General features: G+C 70.1%; 23 protein-coding genes. 17 read left to right on the top strand and 6 right to left on the bottom strand.

What is annotated here, in order from left to right; all coding sequences use genetic code 11:
* The first annotated feature begins 32 nt into the window (after positions 1–32).
* From ACOYW6_RS10790 to ACOYW6_RS10770, 5 genes are all read left to right on the top strand, one after another.
* Positions 33–1,049: an NAD(P)H-quinone oxidoreductase gene (locus ACOYW6_RS10790; protein WP_423141317.1), complete on the top strand. Its 1,017-nt coding sequence runs from the start codon at positions 33–35 to the stop codon at positions 1,047–1,049.
* Positions 1,050–1,054: 5 nt separating this feature from the next.
* The gene (locus ACOYW6_RS10785; RefSeq protein ID WP_423141316.1) at positions 1,055–1,681 is read left to right on the top strand and encodes a glutathione S-transferase family protein; all 627 of its coding nucleotides are present in this window, start codon (positions 1,055–1,057) and stop codon (positions 1,679–1,681) included.
* Between the two features lie 175 nt (positions 1,682–1,856).
* Positions 1,857–2,558, top strand: a complete 702-nt coding sequence (locus ACOYW6_RS10780) for a DUF1013 domain-containing protein (protein WP_423141315.1) — start codon at positions 1,857–1,859, stop codon at positions 2,556–2,558.
* Positions 2,559–2,578: 20 nt separating this feature from the next.
* On the top strand, positions 2,579–3,685 hold the full coding sequence (wecB, locus tag ACOYW6_RS10775; protein ID WP_423141314.1) for a non-hydrolyzing UDP-N-acetylglucosamine 2-epimerase: 1,107 nt from the start codon (positions 2,579–2,581) through the stop codon (positions 3,683–3,685).
* Between the two features lie 44 nt (positions 3,686–3,729).
* Complete coding sequence (locus ACOYW6_RS10770) at positions 3,730–5,409, top strand: long-chain-fatty-acid--CoA ligase (protein ID WP_423141313.1); 1,680 nt, start codon at positions 3,730–3,732, stop codon at positions 5,407–5,409.
* On the opposite strand, the gene ACOYW6_RS10765 is transcribed toward ACOYW6_RS10770, so the two are convergent.
* Together ACOYW6_RS10765 and ACOYW6_RS10760 are read right to left on the bottom strand one after the other, a co-directional pair.
* Complete coding sequence (locus ACOYW6_RS10765; RefSeq protein WP_423141312.1) at positions 5,406–5,759, bottom strand: bactofilin family protein; 354 nt, start codon at positions 5,757–5,759, stop codon at positions 5,406–5,408. The genes ACOYW6_RS10770 and ACOYW6_RS10765 overlap by 4 nt on opposite strands.
* Positions 5,760–5,763: 4 nt before the next feature.
* Entirely contained in the window at positions 5,764–6,816 is a 1,053-nt protein-coding gene (locus tag ACOYW6_RS10760) for a M23 family metallopeptidase (RefSeq protein WP_423141311.1), read from the bottom strand.
* 310 nt (positions 6,817–7,126) lie between these two features.
* On the opposite strand from ACOYW6_RS10760, the gene ACOYW6_RS10755 reads away from it, so the two are divergent.
* From ACOYW6_RS10755 to ACOYW6_RS10710, 10 genes are all read left to right on the top strand, one after another.
* Positions 7,127–8,404 carry a glutamate-5-semialdehyde dehydrogenase gene (locus ACOYW6_RS10755; protein WP_423141310.1) on the top strand — a complete coding sequence of 426 codons (1,278 nt, stop codon included), beginning with the start codon at positions 7,127–7,129 and terminating at the stop codon, positions 8,402–8,404.
* A 60-nt stretch (positions 8,405–8,464) separates the two neighbouring features.
* Entirely contained in the window at positions 8,465–9,520 is a 1,056-nt protein-coding gene (locus tag ACOYW6_RS10750; protein ID WP_423141309.1) for an aldo/keto reductase, read from the top strand.
* Complete coding sequence (locus ACOYW6_RS10745) at positions 9,517–10,179, top strand: nicotinate-nucleotide adenylyltransferase (RefSeq protein WP_423141308.1); 663 nt, start codon at positions 9,517–9,519, stop codon at positions 10,177–10,179. Before ACOYW6_RS10750 ends, ACOYW6_RS10745 begins: the two co-directional genes overlap by 4 nt.
* The gene (gene rsfS / locus ACOYW6_RS10740) at positions 10,180–10,587 is read left to right on the top strand and encodes a ribosome silencing factor (protein ID WP_423141307.1); all 408 of its coding nucleotides are present in this window, start codon (positions 10,180–10,182) and stop codon (positions 10,585–10,587) included.
* Between the two features lie 9 nt (positions 10,588–10,596).
* Entirely contained in the window at positions 10,597–11,019 is a 423-nt protein-coding gene (locus ACOYW6_RS10735; RefSeq protein ID WP_423141306.1) for a 23S rRNA (pseudouridine(1915)-N(3))-methyltransferase RlmH, read from the top strand.
* A 9-nt stretch (positions 11,020–11,028) separates the two neighbouring features.
* Positions 11,029–12,231 carry a murein hydrolase activator EnvC family protein gene (locus ACOYW6_RS10730; RefSeq protein WP_423141305.1) on the top strand — a complete coding sequence of 401 codons (1,203 nt, stop codon included), beginning with the start codon at positions 11,029–11,031 and terminating at the stop codon, positions 12,229–12,231.
* A gap of 56 nt (positions 12,232–12,287) precedes the next feature.
* Complete coding sequence (locus ACOYW6_RS10725) at positions 12,288–13,649, top strand: S41 family peptidase (protein WP_423141304.1); 1,362 nt, start codon at positions 12,288–12,290, stop codon at positions 13,647–13,649.
* Entirely contained in the window at positions 13,649–14,161 is a 513-nt protein-coding gene (locus ACOYW6_RS10720; RefSeq protein ID WP_423141303.1) for a disulfide bond formation protein B, read from the top strand. Before ACOYW6_RS10725 ends, ACOYW6_RS10720 begins: the two co-directional genes overlap by 1 nt.
* Positions 14,158–14,670, top strand: a complete 513-nt coding sequence (locus ACOYW6_RS10715) for a demethoxyubiquinone hydroxylase family protein (RefSeq protein ID WP_423141302.1) — start codon at positions 14,158–14,160, stop codon at positions 14,668–14,670. The genes ACOYW6_RS10720 and ACOYW6_RS10715 overlap by 4 nt, the downstream gene beginning before the upstream one ends.
* Positions 14,671–14,765: 95 nt before the next feature.
* Positions 14,766–15,323 carry a hypothetical protein gene (locus ACOYW6_RS10710; RefSeq protein ID WP_423141301.1) on the top strand — a complete coding sequence of 186 codons (558 nt, stop codon included), beginning with the start codon at positions 14,766–14,768 and terminating at the stop codon, positions 15,321–15,323.
* A gap of 21 nt (positions 15,324–15,344) precedes the next feature.
* Here ACOYW6_RS10710 and ACOYW6_RS10705 read toward each other — a convergent pair whose 3' ends face one another.
* From ACOYW6_RS10705 to ACOYW6_RS10695, 3 genes are read right to left on the bottom strand one after another with little or no spacing between them, the layout of a single operon-like run.
* Positions 15,345–16,301: a UDP-glucuronic acid decarboxylase family protein gene (locus tag ACOYW6_RS10705; protein ID WP_423141300.1), complete on the bottom strand. Its 957-nt coding sequence runs from the start codon at positions 16,299–16,301 to the stop codon at positions 15,345–15,347.
* Positions 16,302–16,325: 24 nt separating this feature from the next.
* Positions 16,326–17,324 carry an NAD-dependent epimerase/dehydratase family protein gene (locus tag ACOYW6_RS10700; RefSeq protein WP_423141299.1) on the bottom strand — a complete coding sequence of 333 codons (999 nt, stop codon included), beginning with the start codon at positions 17,322–17,324 and terminating at the stop codon, positions 16,326–16,328.
* A gap of 28 nt (positions 17,325–17,352) precedes the next feature.
* Positions 17,353–18,630: a nucleotide sugar dehydrogenase gene (locus ACOYW6_RS10695; RefSeq protein ID WP_423143116.1), complete on the bottom strand. Its 1,278-nt coding sequence runs from the start codon at positions 18,628–18,630 to the stop codon at positions 17,353–17,355.
* Positions 18,631–18,779: 149 nt separating this feature from the next.
* Between ACOYW6_RS10695 and ACOYW6_RS10690 the strand changes: the two genes are divergently transcribed.
* Complete coding sequence (locus tag ACOYW6_RS10690; RefSeq protein WP_423141298.1) at positions 18,780–19,370, top strand: sugar transferase; 591 nt, start codon at positions 18,780–18,782, stop codon at positions 19,368–19,370.
* On the opposite strand, the gene ACOYW6_RS10685 is transcribed toward ACOYW6_RS10690, so the two are convergent.
* Complete coding sequence (locus ACOYW6_RS10685; RefSeq protein ID WP_423141297.1) at positions 19,367–20,545, bottom strand: DegT/DnrJ/EryC1/StrS family aminotransferase; 1,179 nt, start codon at positions 20,543–20,545, stop codon at positions 19,367–19,369. The two genes, ACOYW6_RS10690 and ACOYW6_RS10685, sit on opposite strands and share 4 nt — an antisense overlap.
* A gap of 81 nt (positions 20,546–20,626) precedes the next feature.
* Between ACOYW6_RS10685 and ACOYW6_RS10680 the strand changes: the two genes are divergently transcribed.
* Complete coding sequence (locus ACOYW6_RS10680) at positions 20,627–21,745, top strand: glycosyltransferase family 4 protein (RefSeq protein ID WP_423141296.1); 1,119 nt, start codon at positions 20,627–20,629, stop codon at positions 21,743–21,745.
* The last annotated feature ends 75 nt before the right edge of the window (positions 21,746–21,820 follow it).

Below are 21,820 nucleotides of genomic sequence, written 5' to 3'. Positions count from 1 at the left end.
TGACCTTGGCGCCACAGGGGATTTTCCGGACGATGGCCGACTTCGCGCTCCCGCAGACGATCCCCCAGGCGATGACCGCCATCGGAATGGACGCCCCCGGCGGGCCGGAGGTGTTGCGACCCGAAAGCGTGCCGGTTCCCACGCCAGGCCCCGGCGAAGTGCTGATCAAGGTGGCCTTTGCCGGCGTCAATCGCCCCGACGTGATCCAGCGCCAGGGCTTCTACCCGCCGCCGCCGGGCGCCTCACCGATCCCCGGGCTGGAGGTAGCCGGGCAGGTCGTCGCACTGGGTGAGGGCGTGACTGCGCTGCTCCCCGGCCAGCAGGTCTGCGCGCTTGTTTCGGGCGGCGGCTATGCCCAGTATTGCCTCGCGGTTGCCGAACATTGCCTGCCGGTGCCCGCCGGCCTGCCCCTGGACCAGGCCGCAGCGCTGCCCGAAACGCTGTTCACCGTGTGGCACAACGTGTTCGAGCGCGGCTATGCCCGCGAGGGCGAGACGATCCTGGTCCACGGCGGCACCAGCGGGATCGGCTCGATGGCGGCGATGCTGGGCAAGCTGTTCGGCATTACCGTGATCGTGACCGCCGGCGGGCCGGAAAAATGTGCCGCAGCGCTCAGGATCGGTGCCGCGCACGCCATCGATTACAAGAACAGCGATTTCGTCGAGGAGGTGATGCGCATCACCGGGGGCCGCGGGGTCGACCTCGTGCTCGACATGGTCGCGGGCGAATACGTCGCGCGCAACATCAAGTGCCTGGGCGACGACGGCCGCCACGTTACCATCGCTGTCCAGGGCGGGGTCCGGGCAGAGATCAACATGGCCGAAATCATGCGCCGCCGCCTGACGTTGACCGGATCGACGTTGCGGCCGCGCGGCAACGCGTTCAAGGCGCTGCTGGCGCAGGAAATCGCCCAGACCGCGTGGCCGCTGGTCGAATCGGGTGCGCTGCGCCCGGTCATGGACCGCACCTTCCCGCTGGTCGACGCCGCGGCCGCCCACGCGCGGATGGAAGCCGGCGACCACATCGGCAAGATCGTGCTGGAGGCCTGACGGCCATGCGGCTGGTGCTTCACGAAGACCCGGTCAGCGGCAACTGCTACAAAATCCGGCTGACCGCCGCGCTGCTTGGCCTCCCGCTCGAACGCGTGGCCTACGACATTACCAGGGGCGAGACGCGCACGCCCCAATTCCTCGCCGCGGTCAATGCCAACGGGCGCATCCCGGTGCTGCAGGTCGGTGACCGGATGCTGCCCGAATCGAACGCCGCCTGCTGGTACCTGGCCGATGGCAGCGCGCTGCTTCCCCACGATCGTTTCGATCGCGCCGACGTGCTCCGGTGGCTTCTGTGGGAACAGTACAACCACGAACCCAACATCGCGACGCTGCGCTTCTGGTTGCGCGTGACCGGCGAAGACGCGCTGAGCGACCTGCAGCGCCTGCAGATCGCGCCCAAGCGTGCCGGGGGCGCAGTGGCGCTGGCCCTGATGGAGGCGGAGTTTTCGGCGCGCGACTGGCTGGTCGGCGGCGCGGTGACGATCGCCGACCTGGCGCTTTACGCCTACACGCACGTCGCCGGCGATGCGGGGTTCGACCTTGCGGACCATCCCGCCGTCCAGCGCTGGATCGCCCGGATCGAGGCGCTGCCCGGCTTCGTGCCGCTCCATGTTCCCCCTCCGGGTTAGCCCGCTGCCGCTGACGCTTGCCGCGGTCCTGACGGCACGATTGCCAACGCCTGTCCGGCGTCGAAGCGTGGCAGCCATCCAAAGCCTTGCTCCGCGCGGCGATTCCCCTTACATCGCGCGGCGCAACGGCCGCTCCGCAAAGGGGCGGCCCTTCTATTTTGTGCCGGAGAAAGACGTGACCCAGCCGACCCCGCTGATGCCGCATGCCACCGCCTCGTGGCTGGTCGACAACACCGCGCTCAGCTTTGAGCAAATCGCGGAATTCTGCGGTCTTCACATCCTCGAGGTCCAGGCCATGGCCGACGACCTGGCCAGCAGCAAGTATACCGGCCGCGATCCTGTTCGCGCCGGTGAACTGACCATGGCCGAGATCGAGAAGGGCCAGGCGGATTCGGGTTACTCGCTGAAGATGCAGAAGGCGCCGGTCACCGTCGCGCGCACCAAGGGCCCGCGCTACACGCCGGTGTCCAAGCGCCAGGACAAGCCCGACGGCATCGCCTGGATCCTGCGGAACCACCCGGAAATCTCCGACGCGCAGATCGGCAAGCTGATCGGCACGACGCGCACGACGATCGCGGCGATCCGCGATCGCAGCCACTGGAACATCGCCAACATCCAGCCCAAGGACCCGGTGACGCTGGGCCTGTGCAGCCAGCGCGAGCTCGACGGGATCGTGGCCAAGGCGGCCAAGAAGGCCGGCCTGGTCGACGAAGCAGCCGACGACGCACGCCTGGGCGACGATCGCAGCGCCCTGATCGAGGAACTGCGCGCCGAGCGGGATGCCAACACCAAGGCCGCCGCCGAAGCCGCGCAGGAAGCCGAAGCCGCCGCCTGGCTCGAAGCCAAGCGCGCCGCCGAATCGGCCGGAGAAGCCTGAGCTTCGACCGCGTCCGGACGATGCGCCTGCTGGTCGTCCTCGGAACGCGTCCCGAGGCCATCAAGCTGATGCCGGTGGTGACGGCGCTGCGCGCCGATCCCGCCGTGCACGTAGAGGTATGCGCCACCGGGCAGCACCGCGGGCTGCTGGATCAGGTGCTGGCCCCTGCGGGTCTCGTCCCCGATCACGACCTTGACCTCATGCGCCCGGGCCAGTCGCTCGACTCGCTGCTGGCCGCCGCGACCGAGGGTATCGGCCGTGTTCTCGATGCCGCTCGGCCCGACCGGGTCATCGTGCAGGGCGATACGGCCAGTGCGCTGGCCGGGGCACTGGCCGCCTTTCATCGCCAGGTCCCGGTCGCGCATGTCGAGGCGGGCCTGCGCTCGGGCGATCCGGCGCAGCCCTTCCCCGAAGAAGCCTATCGCCGCACGATAACGCTGCTGGCCGACCTGCACTTCGCCCCGACGCAAGGCGCGGTCGACGCGCTGCTGGCCGAGCGCGTCGACGCAGCCAGCGTTCACCTGACCGGTAACACCGGGATCGACGCGCTGTTCGCGCTGCGCGGCTCGTCGCCGGGGTCCGTCGTTGCTGCCGTGCTCGGAAATCTCGGCGCGCGCCGCCTGCTGCTGGTGACGTGCCACCGTCGCGAGAACATCGGGCCCCCGCTCGATGCGGTGATCGAGGCGCTGGCGGCGCTCGCCGCGCGCGGCGACGTCGCCGTCGCGCTGCCGCTGCATCCCAACCCGGCGGTGGCCAGCCGCATCCGGGCGCGGCTGGGCGCCCTTGGCGGCGTGATCCTGTTGCCGGCCCTGTCCTATCCCGATTTCGCCGCGCTGATGGCGGCCGCCAGCGTGATCCTGACCGACAGCGGCGGGGTCCAGGAAGAGGCGCCCGCACTCGGCAAGCCGGTGCTCGTCCTGCGCGAGACGACTGAGCGGCCCGAGGGTGTCGCCGCCGGGACCGCGCGGCTGGTCGGCACCGACAGCGCCCGCATCGTGGCCGAGACGGCTCGCCTGCTCGACGATCCCGCCGCCCATGCCGCGATGGCGCTGGCGCACAGCCCGTATGGCGACGGCCGCGCGGCACGGCGGATCGCTGCCATCCTGGCCGCGGGGGCGCCGCGCTGACAAAGCGTTGGACGGCGCCGGCCGCCGCCGCTAGCCATGCTGACATGGATGTCAGCAACCCGCCCGAACCCTGGCGCGCCGGCTACGCCCATCCCGGCGCCTGGGATGCCCCGTTCGCGCCGCTGTCGATGCCCGACCTGTTCGCAAGGGCGGCGGCGACGCACGGGCCGCAGCCGCTGGTCGACTTCATGGGCCGCCGGTTCAGCTATGATCGGCTTTACCGCGAAGCGACCGCGTTTGCATCGGGCCTGCAAGCGATCGGGATCGCCAAGGGCGAGCGGATCGGCATATTCCTGCCCAACGTGCCGATCTATGTCGCCGCCTACTACGGCGCGATGATGGCCGGCGCGGTCGCGGTCAATTTCAGCCCGCTCTACTCGGCTGCCGAGCTGGAAGCGCAAGTGGTCGATTCCGGCGTGCGGGTGCTGGTTACGCTTGACGTCGCGGCGCTGCTGCCGACGGCGCTGACCGTGCTCGACAACTCGCCGCTGGAAACGCTGGTGGTCGGGTCGATGGCCGCGTTGCTGCCGGCTTTTAAGGGCCTGGCGCTGCGCACGCTGGGGCGCAAGGCGCTGACTGCGATCCCCGTGCGCGGCGACGTCACCCGCTGGGACGACCTCTTGTCCTGGAACGACCCGCCCCGCCCGGTCGCGATCGAGCCTGAGCGGGACCTGGCGCTGCTGCAATACACCGGCGGCACGACGGGGCCGCCCAAGGGCGCGATGCTGACGCATCAGAACCTCAGCGCCAACGCGCGCCAGGTCGAAGCGATCGATCCGCACCAGGGCGGGCGCGACGTCATCATGGGCGTGCTGCCGCTGTTCCACGTCTTCGCGATGACCTGCGTGATGAACCGCACGGTCGCCAACGGCGGCTGCATCGCGATGCTGCCGCGCTTTGCGGCGGGACAGGCGCTGAAGACGCTGGCCCGCGTGCGCGCCACCGCGATGCCGGGCGTGCCGACGATGTACCAGGCGCTGCTCGACCATCCGGACCTGGCGACGACGGATTTCTCGTCGCTGCGGGTCTGCATCTCGGGCGGGGCGCCGCTGCCCGACCCTGTGCGCGACGCCTTCATGCAACGCACGGGCGCGCGCCTGGTCGAAGGTTACGGGCTGACCGAAAGCGCCGGGGTCGTCGCCACCAACCCCTACGAAGGCCCGCTTCAGCCCGGCTCGATCGGTCAACCGATCCCGGCCACGCGGCTGCGCCTGCTCGACAAGGACGATCCGGCGCGCGATGCGCCGCCCGGTGAGCCGGGCGAACTGGCCGTCCAGGGGCCGCAGGTCATGGCCGGCTACTGGAACCGGCCCGACGCCGATGCCGACGCTTTTGCGACCCGGCCAGACGGGCGCTGGCTGCGCACCGGCGACGTCGCGACGATCGACGCGCACGGCTGGGTGCGGATCGTCGACCGCCTCAAGGACATGATCGCCGTCGGCGGCTTCAAGGTGTTTCCCAGCCAGCTCGAGGACATGCTGCTGACACACCCCGCGATCCGCGAGGCGCTAATTATCGGCGTGCCCGATCCCTACCGCGGCGAAATGCCGCGTGCCTACGTGACCGTGCGCGATCCGGTCGAAGGAACGGCGCTGCGCGACTGGCTCAATGCCCGCGTCGGCAAGCATGAGCGCGTCGACAGCGTGGTCGTGCGCGAAAGCCTGCCCAAGACGATGATCGGCAAGCTTGACCGCAAGGCGCTGCGCGCCGAGGCCGGGCTCTAGCTCGCGAGCGTCAGCACCGGCGCGTCCTCGCCGGCCGCGCGCGGGGCCAGGCGCCCTTCAAGCTGCGCACCCTGCTCAACCGTCAGCGCGTCGTAATGGACGTCGCCCAGGATCCGCGCGCTCTTGAGAACGACCAGGTGCCCGGCGGTGACCGTGCCGCGCACGGTCCCGGCCAGACGGGCGCTGGTGGCCGAGATGGCGCCGACGATCTCGCTCGCCTCGCCCTGGACCAGGTTGGTGCAGGCGACGTCGCCCTCGATCCGCCCGTCGACGTGCAGGTCGGCGGCGGCAACGACATCGCCGGTTATCCGGATGTCGGCGCCGAACACCGAAAAGGATGCGCCCGCCATCGGGTCAGCCCCGGTTCGCTCGGCCCTGGGCCGCTGGGTTTCGTTTTTGCTGAACATCTGCCGTTGCTTCCAGGAAGGGCCGCGGGTTAACCGGCGAACCGTTGATCCGGACCTCGAAATGAAGGTGCGGGCCGGTCGAGCGTCCGGTCGACCCGATCAGGCCGATGATCGCGCCCGGGGCAACCTCGCGGCCGACCAGGGTGCGGAAACCAGACATGTGCGCGTAACGGGTTACCAGGCCGTTGCCATGGTCGATCTCGACGCAGTTGCCGTATCCCGACTTCTGCCCGACGAAGCTGACCCGCCCCGCCGCGGCGGCGTAGATCGGCGCGCCGATCGGTCCGCGGAAATCGAGGCCGGGGTGGAACGCGCCGCCGCCCGTGAAGGGGTCCGTGCGAAAGCCGAAGCCCGATGAGATGTATTCGAGGCTGGCGGGCAGGACCTGCGGCAGCGCCTGCAGCCCGCGCTCCAGCGCGTCCATCCGCGCCAGGCTGGCGCCCAGGCGCTCGAAGCGCGGATCGAGGGTACCGTCGGCGGATGTCATCATCGCCATCAGCGGACCGCCCATCGCTTCGCGGTCGTTAAGCCGCGCCAGGATGGTGCCGGGGTTGAGGCCAAGCCGTGTCAGCCGGCTTTCGGCGGCGGCGGAGCGGCGGTCGGCAAGGCGGGTCAGGTTCTCGACATAAGCGAGCTGGCGGGCTTCGAGCTGCGCCAGCGAGCCCGCTTCGGGCAGCGCGGCGCTGACCTTGCGCACGGTTTCGGCGGCGGCGCCCGACGATTGCGACACCGTCTCGCCGCTGCGCACGTCGCTCGGCAAGTCGCCGAGGTGGGCCTCGGTCACCTTCTCGATGAAGGCCTGGCGGCGCTGAAGGTCGCCGACCACCTTGTCGAGATCGCCGCGATAGGCCGAGACGCGGCTCTCCGCGCCGGCGACCTTCGCCTCACGGTCGAGCAGCGAGAGCCGGTCCTTGACGGACAACACGTGCGAGACGCCCATCGCCGCCATGCTGATCAGCCACAGTGCGACGAGCCCGGCGGCGACGCCGGCTACCGTCATCTGCAGACGCGAGGACAAGGTAATGAAACGAACCTGGCCTTCCGAGCGCATGAAGAACTCGCGCGTCGGAAACCAGCTTCGCAGGCGAGCGATCGGCCCGCCCCTGGAAACAGCTTTCAAGTCGACCCCTAACCCCGGTCAGTGCATACCCCGCCGGGCCGGTAGCCCGCGCAGGTACCTGAATCGAATCAACTTCCCGGGACTCGCGGCCAAGCGCCCGAGCGGCACGACGAGTCGTTGGAACGCTTAGCGCACGAGCGGAATCGCTGCACGGAATGACAAGGCAGCGGCAGCCTGTTAGGCGCCCGCCATGGCTGAATCCGCCGCCCGACTCGATCCCGGCCTCCCGCCAGAGCCGCTGATCGCCGCAATGGCGGGTGCGGGCCGCGCCGCGCAGCGCCTTCTGGCCAGGGCCGATACCGCCACGAAGGCCGCGGCGCTGCGCAGCGCCGCTCGCGAAATCCGCGCCGACGCCCAAACGATTCTCGCCGCCAACCGGGTCGATGTGTCCGCCGCTGCCGCCCTGCCCGCCGCAATGGTCGACCGCCTGCGCCTTGATCCCGGCCGCCTCGAGGGCATTGCCGCTGCGGTCGAGGCGGTTGCCGCGCTGCCCGATCCGGTTGGCGCGGTGATCGACCGGTCAACGCGTCCCAACGGCCTGACGCTCGAGCGCGTGCGCATCCCGATCGGCCTGATCGGCATCGTTTACGAAAGCCGCCCCAATGTCACCGCCGATGCCGCCGCGCTGTGCGTGATGAGCGGAAACGCGGCGCTGCTGCGCGGCGGCAGCGAGGCGGCGCACAGCAACCGTGCGCTGCACACCGCCTTTGCGCGCGGCATCGCTGCCGGCGGCCTGCCCGCTGACGCGGTCCAGCTGGTGCCGACGCAGGACCGCGCCGCGGTCGGCGCGATGCTGCGGGCCGCCGGGCTGATCGACATGATCGTTCCGCGCGGCGGCAAGGGCCTGGTTGCGCGCGTGCAGGACGAGGCGCGCGTTCCCGTCCTCGCGCACCTCGACGGCATCAACCATACCTACGTCCACGCCTCGGCCGATCCGGACAGCGCGGTGCGCATCGCGCTCGACGCCAAGCTGCGCCGCACCGGTGTGTGCGGGGCGATGGAGACGCTGCTGGTCGACGCGACCTATCCGGCCGCGCCGGCACTGGTCGCGGCGCTGGCCAATGCGGGCTGCGCGCTGCGCGGCGATGCGCGCGCGCAGGCGCTCGACCCGCGGGTGACAGCGGCGAGCGACGAGGACTGGGACACCGAGTACCTCGATGCGGTCCTGGCGGTTGCGGTGGTCGACGGGCTCGACGCCGCGCTTCACCACGTCGCGCGCCATTCCTCCGGCCATACCGACGCCATCGTCGCGCGCGATTCGCAAGCTGAAGAGCGCTTCCTGGCCGAAGTCGACAGCGCCATCGTGATGGCCAACGCGTCGAGCCAGTTCGCCGACGGCGGCGAGTTCGGTTTGGGCGCCGAGATCGGCATCGCCACCGGGCGCCTTCACGCGCGCGGGCCGGTGGCGCTCGAAGGGCTGACCACTTACAAGTGGCTGGTGCGGGGAAGCGGGCAGATTCGCGGCTGAGCCGCCCTTGCTGGGGCTGCGCGCGCGCCCCATCTTGCGAAGCGAAAGGTATTCCCGACCATGCATTACAACCGCCTCGGCTCGACCGGCCTGATCGTTTCGGAACTGTGCCTCGGCACGATGACCTTCGGCACCAACCCCGGCCGCTTCGGCGCGATCGCCGGGCTCGACCAGGATGCCTCGACCGCGCTGGTGCGCCAGGCCTTCGATGCCGGGATCAACTTCGTCGACACCGCCAACGTCTACACCACCGGACAGTCCGAGGAGTTCACCGGCGGCGCCATCCGCGCGCTCGGCCTCAAGCGTTCGGGCCTCGTGCTGGCGACGAAGGCGATGGGCACGATGGGCGAAGGCGCGAATGACGCCGGCACCAGCCGCAAGCACTTGCTCGACCAGATCGACGCCAGCCTGAAGCGGCTTGGCACCGATTACGTCGATTTGTACCAGATCCACGGCTGGGACCGGCAGACCCCGATCGAGGAAGCGCTGCGCGCGCTCGACGATATCGTCCGCACCGGCCGCGCCCGCTATATCGGCGTGTCGAACTGGGCGGCGTGGCAGATCGTCAAGGCGCTGGGCATTTCGGAGCGGCTGGGGCTGGAACGCTTCGCCTCGCTCCAGGCCTATTACACCGTCGCCGGGCGCGACCTTGAGCGCGAGATCGTGCCGATGCTGCAAAGCGAGGGCGTGGGCCTGATGGTGTGGAGCCCGCTGGCCGGCGGGTTGCTGTCGGGCAAGTATTCGCGCGACGCCGATGGCGCGAAGAAGGGCGAAGGCCGCCGCGCGGTGTTCGATTTCCCGATCGTCGACGAGGACCGCGCCTGGAACGTGATCGACGCGATGCGCGCCATCGCCGATGCACGCGGCATTACCGTCGCCCAGGTCGCGCTGGCCTGGCTGCTGTACCAGGACGTGGTTTCCACCGTCATCGTCGGGGCCAAGCGGGCCGACCAGCTGGCCGACAACATCGCCGCGACCACGGTGGAGCTGAGCGCCGCGGACCTCGAAACGCTGAACGCGGTCTCGGCGCTGCCGCGCGAATACCCCGGCTGGATGATGGAGATGCAGGGGCCGTACCGCGATACCAAGGTCACGCCGCGCCGCGTTCCCGGGTGAAACGCGTCGGGCTTCTGGGCGGGAGCTTCAACCCGGCGCACGGCGGCCACCGCCGGATCAGCCTGTTCGCGCTGAACGCGCTTGGCCTCGACGAGGTGTGGTGGCTGGTATCGCCGGGCAATCCGCTCAAGCCCGGGGCGGGCATGGCGCCGCTCGCCGCCCGGCTGGCCTCGGCGCAGGCAGCGGCGCGCGGAGCGCCGATCCGGGCCACCGCGATCGAGCATGAGCTGGGCACCGTCTACACGCTCGACACGCTGCGCGCGCTCAAGCGCCGCTATCCCCGGATCGCCTTCGTGTGGCTGATGGGGGCGGACAACCTGGCGCAATTTCACAAGTGGAAGAACTGGCGCGCGATCGCCCGGACCATGCCGATTGCGGTTATCGCGCGTCCAAGCTATGATGGCGATGCCGCCGCGAGCCCCGCGATGGCCTGGCTGCGGCGCTACCGGGTGCCGCCCGCCAGCTTGCAACACCGGGCAGGATGGAGCACCCCGGCCCTGATTTCGCTGCGTTTCGACCCCGATCCGCGCTCGGCAACAGCAGTCCGCCGCCGCGATCCCGACTGGGCGAAACGCCACCTTGGCCGACCCATCCGCGACTCCGTCACGCACCGATTGGTGACGGCCGCCGCCCACCCTCCAGGAGCCGATCCCGCCTAAATGAACGCTTCGCCCTCCGTGCCGGCTGCCGCCGGCCATCCCGCGCCGCTGAATCTCCAGGATTTCGGGGCCGCTCCGGGCTCGCTTCACGCGCTGGTCCTCCAGTCGCTGGATGACGATCAGGCCCAGGAGATCGTCTCCATCCCGCTCGAAGGCAAATCCTCCATCGCCGACCACATGATCGTGGCGTCGGGCCGTTCGACGCGTCAGGTCGCGGCGATGGCGCAGAAACTGTCGGAACGGATCAAGCAGGGCGGCTTTGCCCCAGCCCGGATCGAAGGCCTTCCGGCCGCCGACTGGGTCCTGATCGATGCCGGCGACGTGGTCGTCCACCTGTTCCGCCCCGAAGTGCGCAGCTTCTACAACCTGGAGCGGATGTGGGCGTTCGGGGACAGCGGCAGCGCCTGATCCCGCGCGATGCTGCTGCACATCGTCGCGCGCGGCAAGATTGCGCGCTCTGCCGAGGGTGAGCTGCTCGATCGCTACCTGAAGCGCATCGCGTGGCCGACCAGGCATACCGAGCTGCCCGAAACCGGCGGATCGGTACCCCCGCCGCTGACGCCGACGCGCACCATCGTCCTCGATGAGCGCGGCAAGCCGCTGGCCTCGGAAGCCTTCGCCGCCCTGCTGGGGCGCTGGCGCGACGACGGCGTGCGCGAGGCCCGCTTCCTGATCGGCGCCGCCGACGGCCATGCCGACGTGGTCCGATCCGGCGCCGACCTGGTGCTCGGCTTCGGGGCGATGACCTGGCCGCACCTGCTGGTGCGCGCGATGCTGGCGGAACAGCTGTTTCGCGCCACCGCCATTCTTGCTGGCCATCCCTACCACCGTTCGGGATAAGGCGCGCCGATGCCGCGCCCCTCCCTGCCCCTTCTTGCCGCCGTTGTTCTGCTCGCCGCGGGCGCGGTCGGTGCGCAAGTCGCCGGCCAGAACACGGACCTGCCGACGCCCGATGCCTTGCGCAATGTCGAGGCCGAGGCCGCGCGCGCGCGGCGTCGTGCCGAAGGCCTCGAGCGCGAGGCGGAGCGCGCCACCGCCGCCGCCGATCGCACGCTGGCCGAATCCGCCGCGCTGGCCGCGCGTATCCAGCAGGACCAGGCGCAGATCGCCGCACACGACGCCCAGGGCCGCCTGATCGCCGCCCGCCGTGCGCAGCTGCGCGCGCAGCTCGCCGCGAAGCAGGCGCCGCTGGTGCGACTGACCGCGGCGCTGCAGCGCCTGTCGCGCCGCCCGGTTCTGCTGTCGCTGCTGCGTCCCGGTTCTTTGCAGGAAACGGTGCGGCTGCGCGCGGTGCTCGCCTCCGCGCTGCCCGAGGTCGAGCGGCGCACCGCCGCCCTGCGCGGCGACATCGCGCTCGCCCGCCGGCTCGAGGGCGAAGCCGCCGCAACCAGCGCCGGTCTGCGCGCCGACCGCGCCGAACTGGCCCAGCGCCAGGCCGCGCTGGCCGCGCTGGCCACGCGCCAGCGGCTGGCCGCGCGCGATGCCGGCAGCAGCGCCGCGGTCGAGGGCGAACAGGCGCTGGCCCTGGCCGAGCGCGCGCGCGATCTTTCGGCGCTTGTCACCACGCTCGGCCAGTCGGCGCAGCTGCGCGCCGAGCTCGGCGCCTTGCCCGGCCCGGTGCTGCGCCCCGGGCTCCCGGGTAGCACGGCGGTCGTGGCCGCGCCGCCGCCGCCGCCCGGTCCGCCGGCGCGGTTTCTGCTGCCGCTCGACGGGCGGATCGTCACGGGATTCGGCGACGCCGGGCCCGACGGCGTCCGTACCGAGGGGATCCTGCTCGCTCCGCGCGGCGGCGCCCAGGCGGTCGCGCCAGCCGCGGGCCGGGTGGCCTTTGCGGGGCCTTATCGCGGCTTCGGCAAGGTCGTGATCGTCGAGCATCCGGGCGGCTGGATCAGCGTGGTCACCGGCCTGGCCGATCTCGACGCGCGGGTCGGCGATCCGGTCGTCGCCGGCTCGCCGCTCGGCCGCGCCGCGGCGCAGGCGCCGGTGATCGGGATCGAGCTGCGCAAGGACGGCGTCGCCGTCAATCCGCTCGCGGCGATGCGGCCGGGCTGAAATTGGCGGCGCACGGCCATCTGGCGTTAACCCCCGCGGCACGATAGAACGCGGTCATGACGCTCAAAGCCAAGAAGCCGTTCCGGGCCCTGCCGATCCTGCGCGCGGCGCTGCTGGTCGGCGCTGTTTCGCTGATTCCCGCGGCCACCGCCGGGCTGGCCGCAGTCGATGCGCGCTCCGGCCCGGAATTCGGGCGGCTCCTGACGGTCTATCAACTGGTCAAGGCGCAATATGTCGAGCAGGTCGACGACGACAAGCTGATCGCCGGCGCGATCGACGGGATGCTGGCCAGCCTCGATCCGCATTCGAACTATCTGGAAGGGGCGACGCTGCAGCGCCTCAACACGATGATCGACGGCAACTACACCGGCCTCGGCCTCAGCGTGGTGATGGACGACGGCGCGGTGAAGATCGTCGCCCCGATGCGGGGCAGCCCGGCCGAGGCGGCGGGCCTCAAGGCGGGCGATTACATCACCCACCTCGATGGCAAGCTGATCTACGGGGGTGAACTGGACGACGCGGTGGCGCAGATGCGCGGCGCGGCGGGTACCAGCATCCGCCTGACGATCTTTCGCACCGGCCGCGACGCGCCCTTCGACGTGACGGTCAAGCGCGGCGTCATCAGCCTGGCCCCGGTGACCTCCAAGCTGACCGACAACGTCGGCGTGGTCAGCGTGAACGAATTCTCGCGCAATGTCGGTGTCGACGTCGCCAAGGCGATCGCCGATCTGAAGGGCCAGGCTGGCGGCAAGCTCGCCGGCATCGTCCTCGACCTGCGGCAGAACCCGGGCGGCTCGCTCGACGAAGCGGTCGGCCTGTCCGACTTGTTCCTGACCAAGGGCGATATCGTCTCGCAGCGCGGCCGCAACGCGCAGGACAACGAATTCTACCGCGCCGAAAGCGTGTTCAAGGGCGATGCAGCGGCGGGCCTGCCGGTGATCGTGCTGATCGATGCCGGCTCGGCCTCGGCCTCTGAAATCGTCGCCGGCGCGCTGCAGGACCAGCACCGCGCGCTGGTGATGGGCGAGCGCAGCTTCGGCAAGGGCAGCGTCCAGTCGCTGTTCACGCTCGACAGCGAACACGCGGTCAAGCTGACCACTGCGCGCTATTACACGCCGTCGGGCCGCTCGGTGCAGGAGGGCGGGATCGAGCCTGATATCCGCGTCCCGCAGCTCAGCGATCCGGATGCCGCCAAGCGCGCCCAGCTGGCGCTGCGCGAAAGCGACCTCAGGCGCCATCTCGTCAACGAGGTTTCGCTGGACGACAAGAAGCTGGAAGGCGACGCGCAGACCGATCCGCGCTTCAAGGAAACGCCCGAACAGCTCAAGGCCAAGGGCATCGACGACTTCCAGCTCTATTACGCGGTCCAGACCGTGCGCCGCACCGGCGCCGCCGCGGTTCCGGCACGGGCTCGCTGATGGCCGCCGGCGTGCTCGGCGATCCGCGTTTCGGCACCGCCGGCGAACCGGCCGCGCGGCTGGCGCGCCGGATCGTCCTCACCGTGCCGGCGCTGCTCCTCGCCGGCGCCTATGTATCGCAGTACGGCTTCGGCCTCTATCCTTGCGAGATGTGCTGGTGGCAACGCTACGCCCACTTCGCCACCCTGGCGCTGGGCGTGCTGGCGCTGCTGCGCCCGCGCACCCGGGCGCTGTCGTGGCTGGCGGCCCTCGCGCTGCTCTTCGCCGGGTTGCTGGGCGGCTATCACGCCGGGGTCGAATACCACTGGTGGCAGGGCTTCACCGCCTGCACCGCGGTCGCCTCGCACGGCGGCAATGCGCTCGACGCCATCCTCAATGCCCCGATGATCCGCTGCGACACGGCCCAGTGGACGCTGCTGGGCATCTCGCTGGCGGGTTACAACTTCCTGATATCGACCGCCGCCGCGCTGGTATCGCTGTGGCTGCTCGGCCGCGCGGGACGCCCGGCATGAGCAAGGCCGCGGACCGGATGCTGCGGGTCGACCAGGCGGGCGAATACGGCGCCCAGCGAATCTATGCCGGCCAGCTGGCGGTCATGGGCGATCGTGCGCCCCACGCCGGCGAAGTGGCGCAGATGGCGGCCCAGGAAGCCGCCCACCGCGAAAAGTTCGACGCCCTGATCGCGCAGCGCGGCGTGCGCCCGACCGCGCTTCAGCCGCTCTGGTCGGTAGCCGGCTACGCGCTGGGCGCTGCCACCGCGCTGCTCGGCCCCGAAGCGGCGATGGCCTGCACCGCCGCGATCGAGGAAGAGATCGACCGGCACTATTCGCGCCAGCTCGACGACCTGGGCGACAGCGATCCCGAGCTGTCGGGCCTGATCGCCGATTTCCGCGACGACGAGCGCGACCACCGCGCCGCCGCGCTGGCCGCCGGGGCGGAGCGCGCGCCCGGCTATCCGCTGCTGGCCGGTGCCATCCGGATGGGATGCCGCCTGGCGATCCGGTTGTCCGAGCGGGTCTGAAATCCGCCGCGCCTGCAACCCGGGCGCGGTTTCAGCCGTTGTTCACGCGCCGGCGGGCCTGTAGGCCTCGCCCGACCTAACCGAGGACTTGTCTGATGCGCCTGCCGATCGCCCTGCTCGCCGCCGTTGCCGCCCCGGCGCTTTACGCCGTTCCCGCCGCTGCGCAGGATGCCGCCGGTGACAAGGTCAACACCGTGATCATCTACGGCGACGACAAGTGCCCGCCCTCGACCAGCGACACCATCACGGTCTGCGCGCGCCTGCCCGATGGCGAACGCTATCGCATTCCCGAAGAGCTGCGCACCACCAGCGGTCCGCAGAGCGAGGCCTGGGTCAACAAGGTGATCGCCTACGAAGCGGTCACCAAGACCGGCACGATGAGCTGCTCGACCGTCGGGCCCGGCGGGTCGACCGGGTGCACGCAGAAGATGATCCAGCAGGCCTATGCTGAAAAGAAGACCGCGCCTGGCGTTCGCTTCGGCCAGCTGATCGAGGCCGAGCGCGAGAAGCGCCTCGCCACCATCGATGCCGACGCGGCCAAGACCCAGGCCGACGTCGAGAAGATCGAGGACCAGTACGAGCAGCGCGCCGCCGCGGCTGCTACGCCCGCGACCACGCCCGCTACGACGCCGGCGCCCGCCAAGAAGCCCTGAAGCGCCGCGCCGCTCGGGCGCTCAGACCTTGTCGGCGAAGTAGGCGATCGTCCGCCGCAGCCCTTCCTCGAGCTGGACCTTCGGCTCCCAGTTATCGAGGTGCTTGCGTGCCTCGCCGATGTTGGGCTGGCGCTGGGTCGGGTCGTCTGCCGGCAGCGGCAGTTGGATCAGCTTCGATGTCGACCCGGTCATCTCGATGACCTTTTCGGCCAGTTCGCGGATCGTGAACTCGTGCGGGTTGCCGATGTTGATCGGCCCGTGGACGTCGGGTCCGGCTTCCATGAAGCGGATGAAGCCCTCGACCAGGTCGTCGACATAGCAGAACGAGCGCGTCTGGCTGCCGTCGCCGAAGATCGTGATGTCGTGCCCCTGCAGCGCCTGGACGATGAAGTTGGAGACCACCCGTCCGTCCGACGCGTGCATGCGCGGGCCGTAGGTGTTGAAGATTCGCGCCACCTTGATGTCGAGGTCGTGCTGGCGAAGGTAGTCGAAGAACAGCGTCTCGGCGCAACGCTTGCCCTCGTCGTAGCAGGACCGGATGCCGATCGGGTTGACGTTGCCCCAGTAATCCTCGGTCTGGGGATGGATCTCGGGATCGCCGTAAACCTCGCTGGTGGAGGCCTGGAAGATCGGCACGCGCAGCCGCTTGGCCAGCCCCAGCATGTTGATGGCGCCCAGCACGCTGGTCTTGGTCGTCTGGACCGGGTCGTGCTGGTAATGGACCGGTGAGGCCGGGCAGGCGAGGTTGAAGATCTCGTCGACCTCGACGTAAAGCGGGAAGCACACGTCGTGGCGCATGAATTCGAAGCGCGTGTGCCCGACCAGGTGATCGATGTTGCTCTTGTCACCGGTGAACAGGTTGTCGACGCACAGCACTTCGTCACCGCGATCGAGCAGGCGGTCGATCAGGTGCGAACCCAGGAACCCCGCGCCGCCGGTGACCAGCACGCGCCGCCGTCCGTATTTATTCCTCGCCAAGGCGCTTCTCTCCCATGCGCGGCGTCAGACGCCGTGATAATCGCGGTACCAGCGCACGAAGCGCGGCACGCCGTCCTCGATCGTCGTCGTCGGCGCATAGCCCAGATCGTTCGCGATCGCATCGATGTCGGCATACGTGCGCTCGACGTCGCCCGCCTGCATCGGCAGCAATTCGCGCTGCGCTTCGCGTCCGCACTCGCGCTCGAGGATCTCGACCACCTTCATCAGGTGCTCGGACCGGTGGTTGCCGATGTTGTAGAGGCGGTGCGGCTTGAGGCTGCCGCCGGCCTTGGGCTCGCCATCGTCGGGCGGCGGATTGTCGAGCGCGGCGACCACGCCGGTGACGATATCGTCGATATAGGTGAAATCGCGCCACATCTCGCCGCCGTTGAACAGCTTGATCGGCCGGCCCGAAAGGATCGCGTCGGTGAACAGCCACATCATCATGTCGGGGCGGCCCCACGGGCCGTAGACAGTGAAGAAGCGCAGTCCGGTCAGCGGCAGGCGGTAGAGATGGGCGTAAGTCTCGCTCATCAGCTCGTCCGCCTTCTTGGTCGCGGCATAGAGCGACAGCGGGTGATCGACCCGGTCCTCGACCGCGAAAGGCAGCTTGGTGTTGCCGCCATAGACCGACGATGAGCTGGCATAGACCATGTGGTCGACCCCGCGGTGGCGGGCGATCTCCAGCATGTTGACGTGGCCGACCAGGTTGGCCTGGACATAGGCGTGCGGGTTCTCGATCGAATAGCGCACACCGGCCTGCGCACCCAGGTGGACGATGCGGTCGAACGTCTGCCCTTCCAGCGCGCGCTGCAGGTCGTCCATCTTCGAGAAGTCGATCTTGTCGAAGGCGTAGCGGTTCCCGCCGTCCTCGCGCAGCTTCCTCAGCCGCGCTTCCTTCAGCGTGACGTCGTAATAGTCGTTGAGGATGTCGATCCCCAGCACGCTGTCGCCGCGCGCCAGCAGGCGCTGCGTGACGTTGTAGCCGATGAAGCCGGCGCCGCCAGTGACGAGGACTCTCATGCCGTTTCCCTGTTGCAGTCGGCGTGCGTCATAGCGACCAGTCGGCCGCCTTGCCCAGCACGCCCTTGAGATCGCCCAGCGTGCCGCGCGGCGCCACCAGCTGGCGCAGCCGCTCGGCCCCGAGGTCGAGGTAGTCGCGGTGCGGCACGGCCAGCAGGACGATGTCGAAGGTTTCGCCGGGCAACGCCGGCTCCAGCGCGATGCCGTATTCGTGCTGCGCCTCGGCTGCGTCGGCGTGCGGATCGTGGACGCGCACCTCGTGGCCCAGGGCGCTTAGCGCGGCCACCAGGTCAGCGACCTTGCTGTTGCGCAGGTCCGGCACGTCCTCCTTGAAAGTCAGCCCCAGCACCAGCACGCGGCCGGCGGCGGCGCCGGCGGCTTCATGCAGCCGCTCGGCCGCCCATTTCGCCATGCCGTCGTTGACCCCGCGGCCCGCCAGGATGACGTGCGGGTCCTGGCCCAGCTCGGTAGCGCGGTGGCTGAGGTAGTAGGGATCGACGCCGATGCAGTGGCCGCCGACCAGCCCGGGCGCGAACGGCAGGAAGTTCCACTTGGTGCGCGCCGCGGCCAGCACGTCCCAGACGGACAAGTCCATCTTGGCGAAGATCTGGGCGATCTCGTTCATGAAGGCGATGTTGATGTCGCGCTGGGCGTTCTCGATCACCTTGGCCGCCTCGGCCGCCTTGATCGAAGTGGCCTCGAATACGCCGCCGCTGGTGACCGCGCCGTAAAGCGCGGAGATGCGCGCCAGTGCTTCCGGCGTCTGGCCCGAGACGACCTTGGTGATCTTGTCGATCGTGTGCTCGCGGTCGCCCGGATTGATACGCTCGGGACTGTAGCCGAGGAAAAAGTCCTGTCCGCAGACCAGGCCCGATCCGGCTTCGAGCAGCGGGGCACAGATGTCTTCGGTAACGCCGGGGTACACGGTGCTCTCGTAGACCACGATCGGCGTGCGACCTTCGGCGGCAGCGGCCCTGAGCATGGCGGCGACGGTGCGGCTGGCGGCCTCTACCAGGCGCAGGTCGGGCTTGTTGTCGGCGGTGATCGGCGTCGGCACGGTGACGATGTAGAAATCGGCCGGCGGGCAGGCGGCAGGATCGGCGGTGAGCGTCAGCGACGAGGCGGCGAGCCGCTCGCCGACGATCTCGCCGGTACGGTCATGGCCGCGCTTGAGTTCGTCGATGCGGCGGGTGTCGATATCGAGGCCGGTGGTCTCGAACTTCGCGGCCAGCGCCACGGCGAGCGGCAGGCCGACGTAGCCGAGACCAAGGACGACGACGCGGGTATCAGCAGAAAGCACGGAAATTCGGGCCTCGCAGTCAGGGAGGAGGGCGCGGGCCGAAGGGCCGTCGCACGCCGGGACGATGCGCGCCTTATAGGCGGGGGCCGATGGCTCGCAACCCCGGATGTCGTTGCGGTTGAAGCCTTGAGGGTGCGCCCCTAGAAGCGTCGGCGATGCTCAAGCGCGCGTTCGATATCGTGGTGTCCGCCGCCGCCCTGGTGGTGCTGTCGCCCTTGCTGGGCGTCACCGCGCTGCTGGTGCGGCGCCGGCTCGGCAGCCCGGTGCTGTTCCGCCAGCAGCGCCCGGGGCTGGGCGGCAAGCCGTTCCGCCTCGTCAAGTTCCGCTCGATGACCGACGCGCGCGATGCCGCCGGCAACCTCCTGCCCGATGGTGACCGCCTTCCGCCGTTCGGGCGCTGGCTGCGCGCCACCAGCATCGATGAACTGCCCGAACTGTGGAACGTGCTGCGCGGCGACATGAGCCTGGTCGGCCCGCGCCCGCTGCTGATGCAGTACCTGCCGCTCTATTCGCCCGAGCAGGCCCGCCGCCACGAGGTCCGCCCCGGACTGACCGGCTTCGCGCAAGTCGAAGGGCGCAACGCGCTGACCTGGGACCAGAAATTCGCCGCCGACGTCTGGTATGTCGACAACCGCGGTTTCTGGCTCGATCTGAAGATCCTGTGGCGCACCGCCGCGATGGTGCTGAAGCGCGAAGGCATCAGCGCCGCGGGGGAAGCGACGATGCCGCCCTTCTCGGGCTCCTAGCGCGCGGCCCCGGCGACGACCTCGGCCACGGTGCCGGCAATCCGCTCGACGTCCGCGTCGCTCAGCGTCGGATGGGTCAGGAACATCAGGCTGGTCTGGCCAAGTTCGGCCGCGACCGGCAGCCGCTGCGCCGGGCGCCAGTCGGTGCCGTCGAACGCCTTTTCCAGGTAGACTTCGCTGCAACTGCCCTGGAACAGCGGCACGCCGCGCTTCTCCACCTCGGCAACGATACGGTCGCGGTCCCAGCCGGCCTTGAGGCCTTCGGGCCGCACGTAAGCGTAGAAGCGGTAGGCGGCGTGGATCATGTCGGGGCCAGGAACCGGGGCCCGCACCGCCTGTGCGAACGGCGCCAGCGCGGCGCGATAACGCTCGGCGACGGCGGTGCGGCGGGCGTGCCAGGCCTCCATCCGGCGCAGCTGGATGCGCCCGATCACGCCCTGCATCTCAAGCATGCGCCAGTTGGTGCCGAACGATTCGTGCAGCCAGCGAAAGCCGGGCGGGTGCTGGCGGTTGTAGACCGCGTCCCAGTCCTTGCCGTGATCCTTGTAGGACCACATCGCCGACCACAGCGCCTCGTCGTCGGTCGTCACCATGCCGCCTTCGCCGCCGGTGGTCATGATCTTGTCCTGGCAGAACGACCACGCGCCGACCTGTCCGAAGCTGCCGACGCTGCGCCCGCCGATGCGCGCGCCGTGCGCCTGCGCGCAGTCCTCGATCACGGCGATGCCGCGTTCGTTCGCCAGCGCCACGATCGCGCCCATGTCGCAAGGCCAGCCGGCCAGGTGGACGGGGATGATGGCGCGCGTCCGCCCGCTCAGCACCGGTGCGATGGTGGCGGCGGAGATGTTGCCGCTGTCGCGGTCGACATCGGCGAAGACCGGCGTCGCGCCCACGTTCACCACGCACGATATCGAGGCGATGAAGGTGCGCGGCGTCACCACCACCTCGTCGCCCGGTCCGATCCCCAGCGCCGCCAGCGCCAGGTCGAGCGCGAGCGTGCCGTTAGCCACCGCGACCGCCCTGGCGCTGCCCGTCCAGGCTGCGAACTCGCGCTCGAAGGCGCGGCATTCCTGCCCGGTCCAGTAATTGACCCGGCCCGATCGCAGCACCTCGGCAACGGCGGCGACCTCTTCCTCGTCGTAGGCGGGCCAGGGGGCGACGGTAGTGCCGAGCATGGGCGTTTCGATCCTCCGGCGGCCAAGTGGCGGACATAGTTCGCTTTCGCGCCGGTGCCGATTGCCGCTAAGGGGCGCGGAATGAGCAGCCGCACGGTCCTTGTCAATGCGTCCTACGCCCCGTCGCTGACCATCTTTCGCGGCCCGTTGATCCGCGCGATGGTCGCCGCCGGGCACCGCGTCCACGCCTCGGCACCGGGCCTGACGGGCGAGACGGCGCGCGCGGTGGCGGCGCTGGGGGCGGAGCCGCACGACGTGCCGCTGTCGCGCGCCGGTCTCAACCCGGTCGATGACCTGGCCTACTTGCGCGCGGTGCGCGCCCTGATCCGCCGCACCGGTGCCGACCTGGTGCTGGGCTACACGATCAAGCCCTGCATCTTCGGTTCGCTCGCGGCGCGCAGCTGCGGGGTCGAATCGGCCTCGCTGGTGACCGGGCTGGGCTTCGCCTTCATCCCGGGCAAGGGCGCGGTGCGGCGCCTGGTCGGCCTGGCCTCGCGGCAGTTGTGGCGGCGCGCCACCGCCGCCAATCGCGTGGTGATCTTCCAGAACCCGGACGACCGCGACGATTTCATCGCCGCGGGCGCATTGGCCGATGCGGGAAAGGCGCGGCTGGTCAACGGCTCGGGCGTCGACATGGCGCATTACGCGCCGGCACCGCTGCCCGGCGATGCCCGCTTCCTGATGATCGCGCGGCTGCTCGGCAACAAGGGCGTGCGCGAATATGCCGAGGCCGCCTGCCGCCTGATCGCCGCGGGCAGCCGCGCCCGGTTCGCGCTCGGCGGCTTTTTCGACGAGGGTCCCGACGGGATCGACCCCGCCGAGCTTGCCGCCTGGCGCGCCGCCGGGCTCGACTACATGGGGCCGCTGGACGATGTCCGCCCGGCGCTGGCCGCCTGCAGCGTCTACGTGCTGCCGTCCTACCGCGAAGGCACGCCGCGCACCGTTCTAGAGGCGATGGCGACCGGGCGGGCGGTCATCACCACCGATGCGCCCGGCTGCCGGGAAACCGTGCGTTCAGGTGATACCGGGCTATTGGTGCCCGTCCACGACGTCGCCGCCACCGCGGCGGCGATGAAGGCGCTGTCCGAAGACGGGGCGGCGCGGGCGCGGATGGGCCGTGCCGGGCGCGATCTGTGCGAGGAGAAGTACGCCGTGGAGAAGGTCAACGCCGCCATGCTGGGTCACTTGCGACTCGCCTGATGATGCCCGTTTGCAACGCCCCTGCCGTTCGCGGCCCATTGCCTTGCACCCGCTTGAGGCATAATGCGTGCGTCG

Origin of the sequence: Parablastomonas sp. CN1-191 (assembly GCF_049354825.1) — a bacterium.
In the GTDB taxonomy this organism is placed as follows: domain Bacteria; phylum Pseudomonadota; class Alphaproteobacteria; order Sphingomonadales; family Sphingomonadaceae; genus Novosphingobium.
The sequence above is the reverse complement of the archived record's forward strand: the minus strand, read 5'-3'. Positions and strand labels throughout refer to the sequence as shown.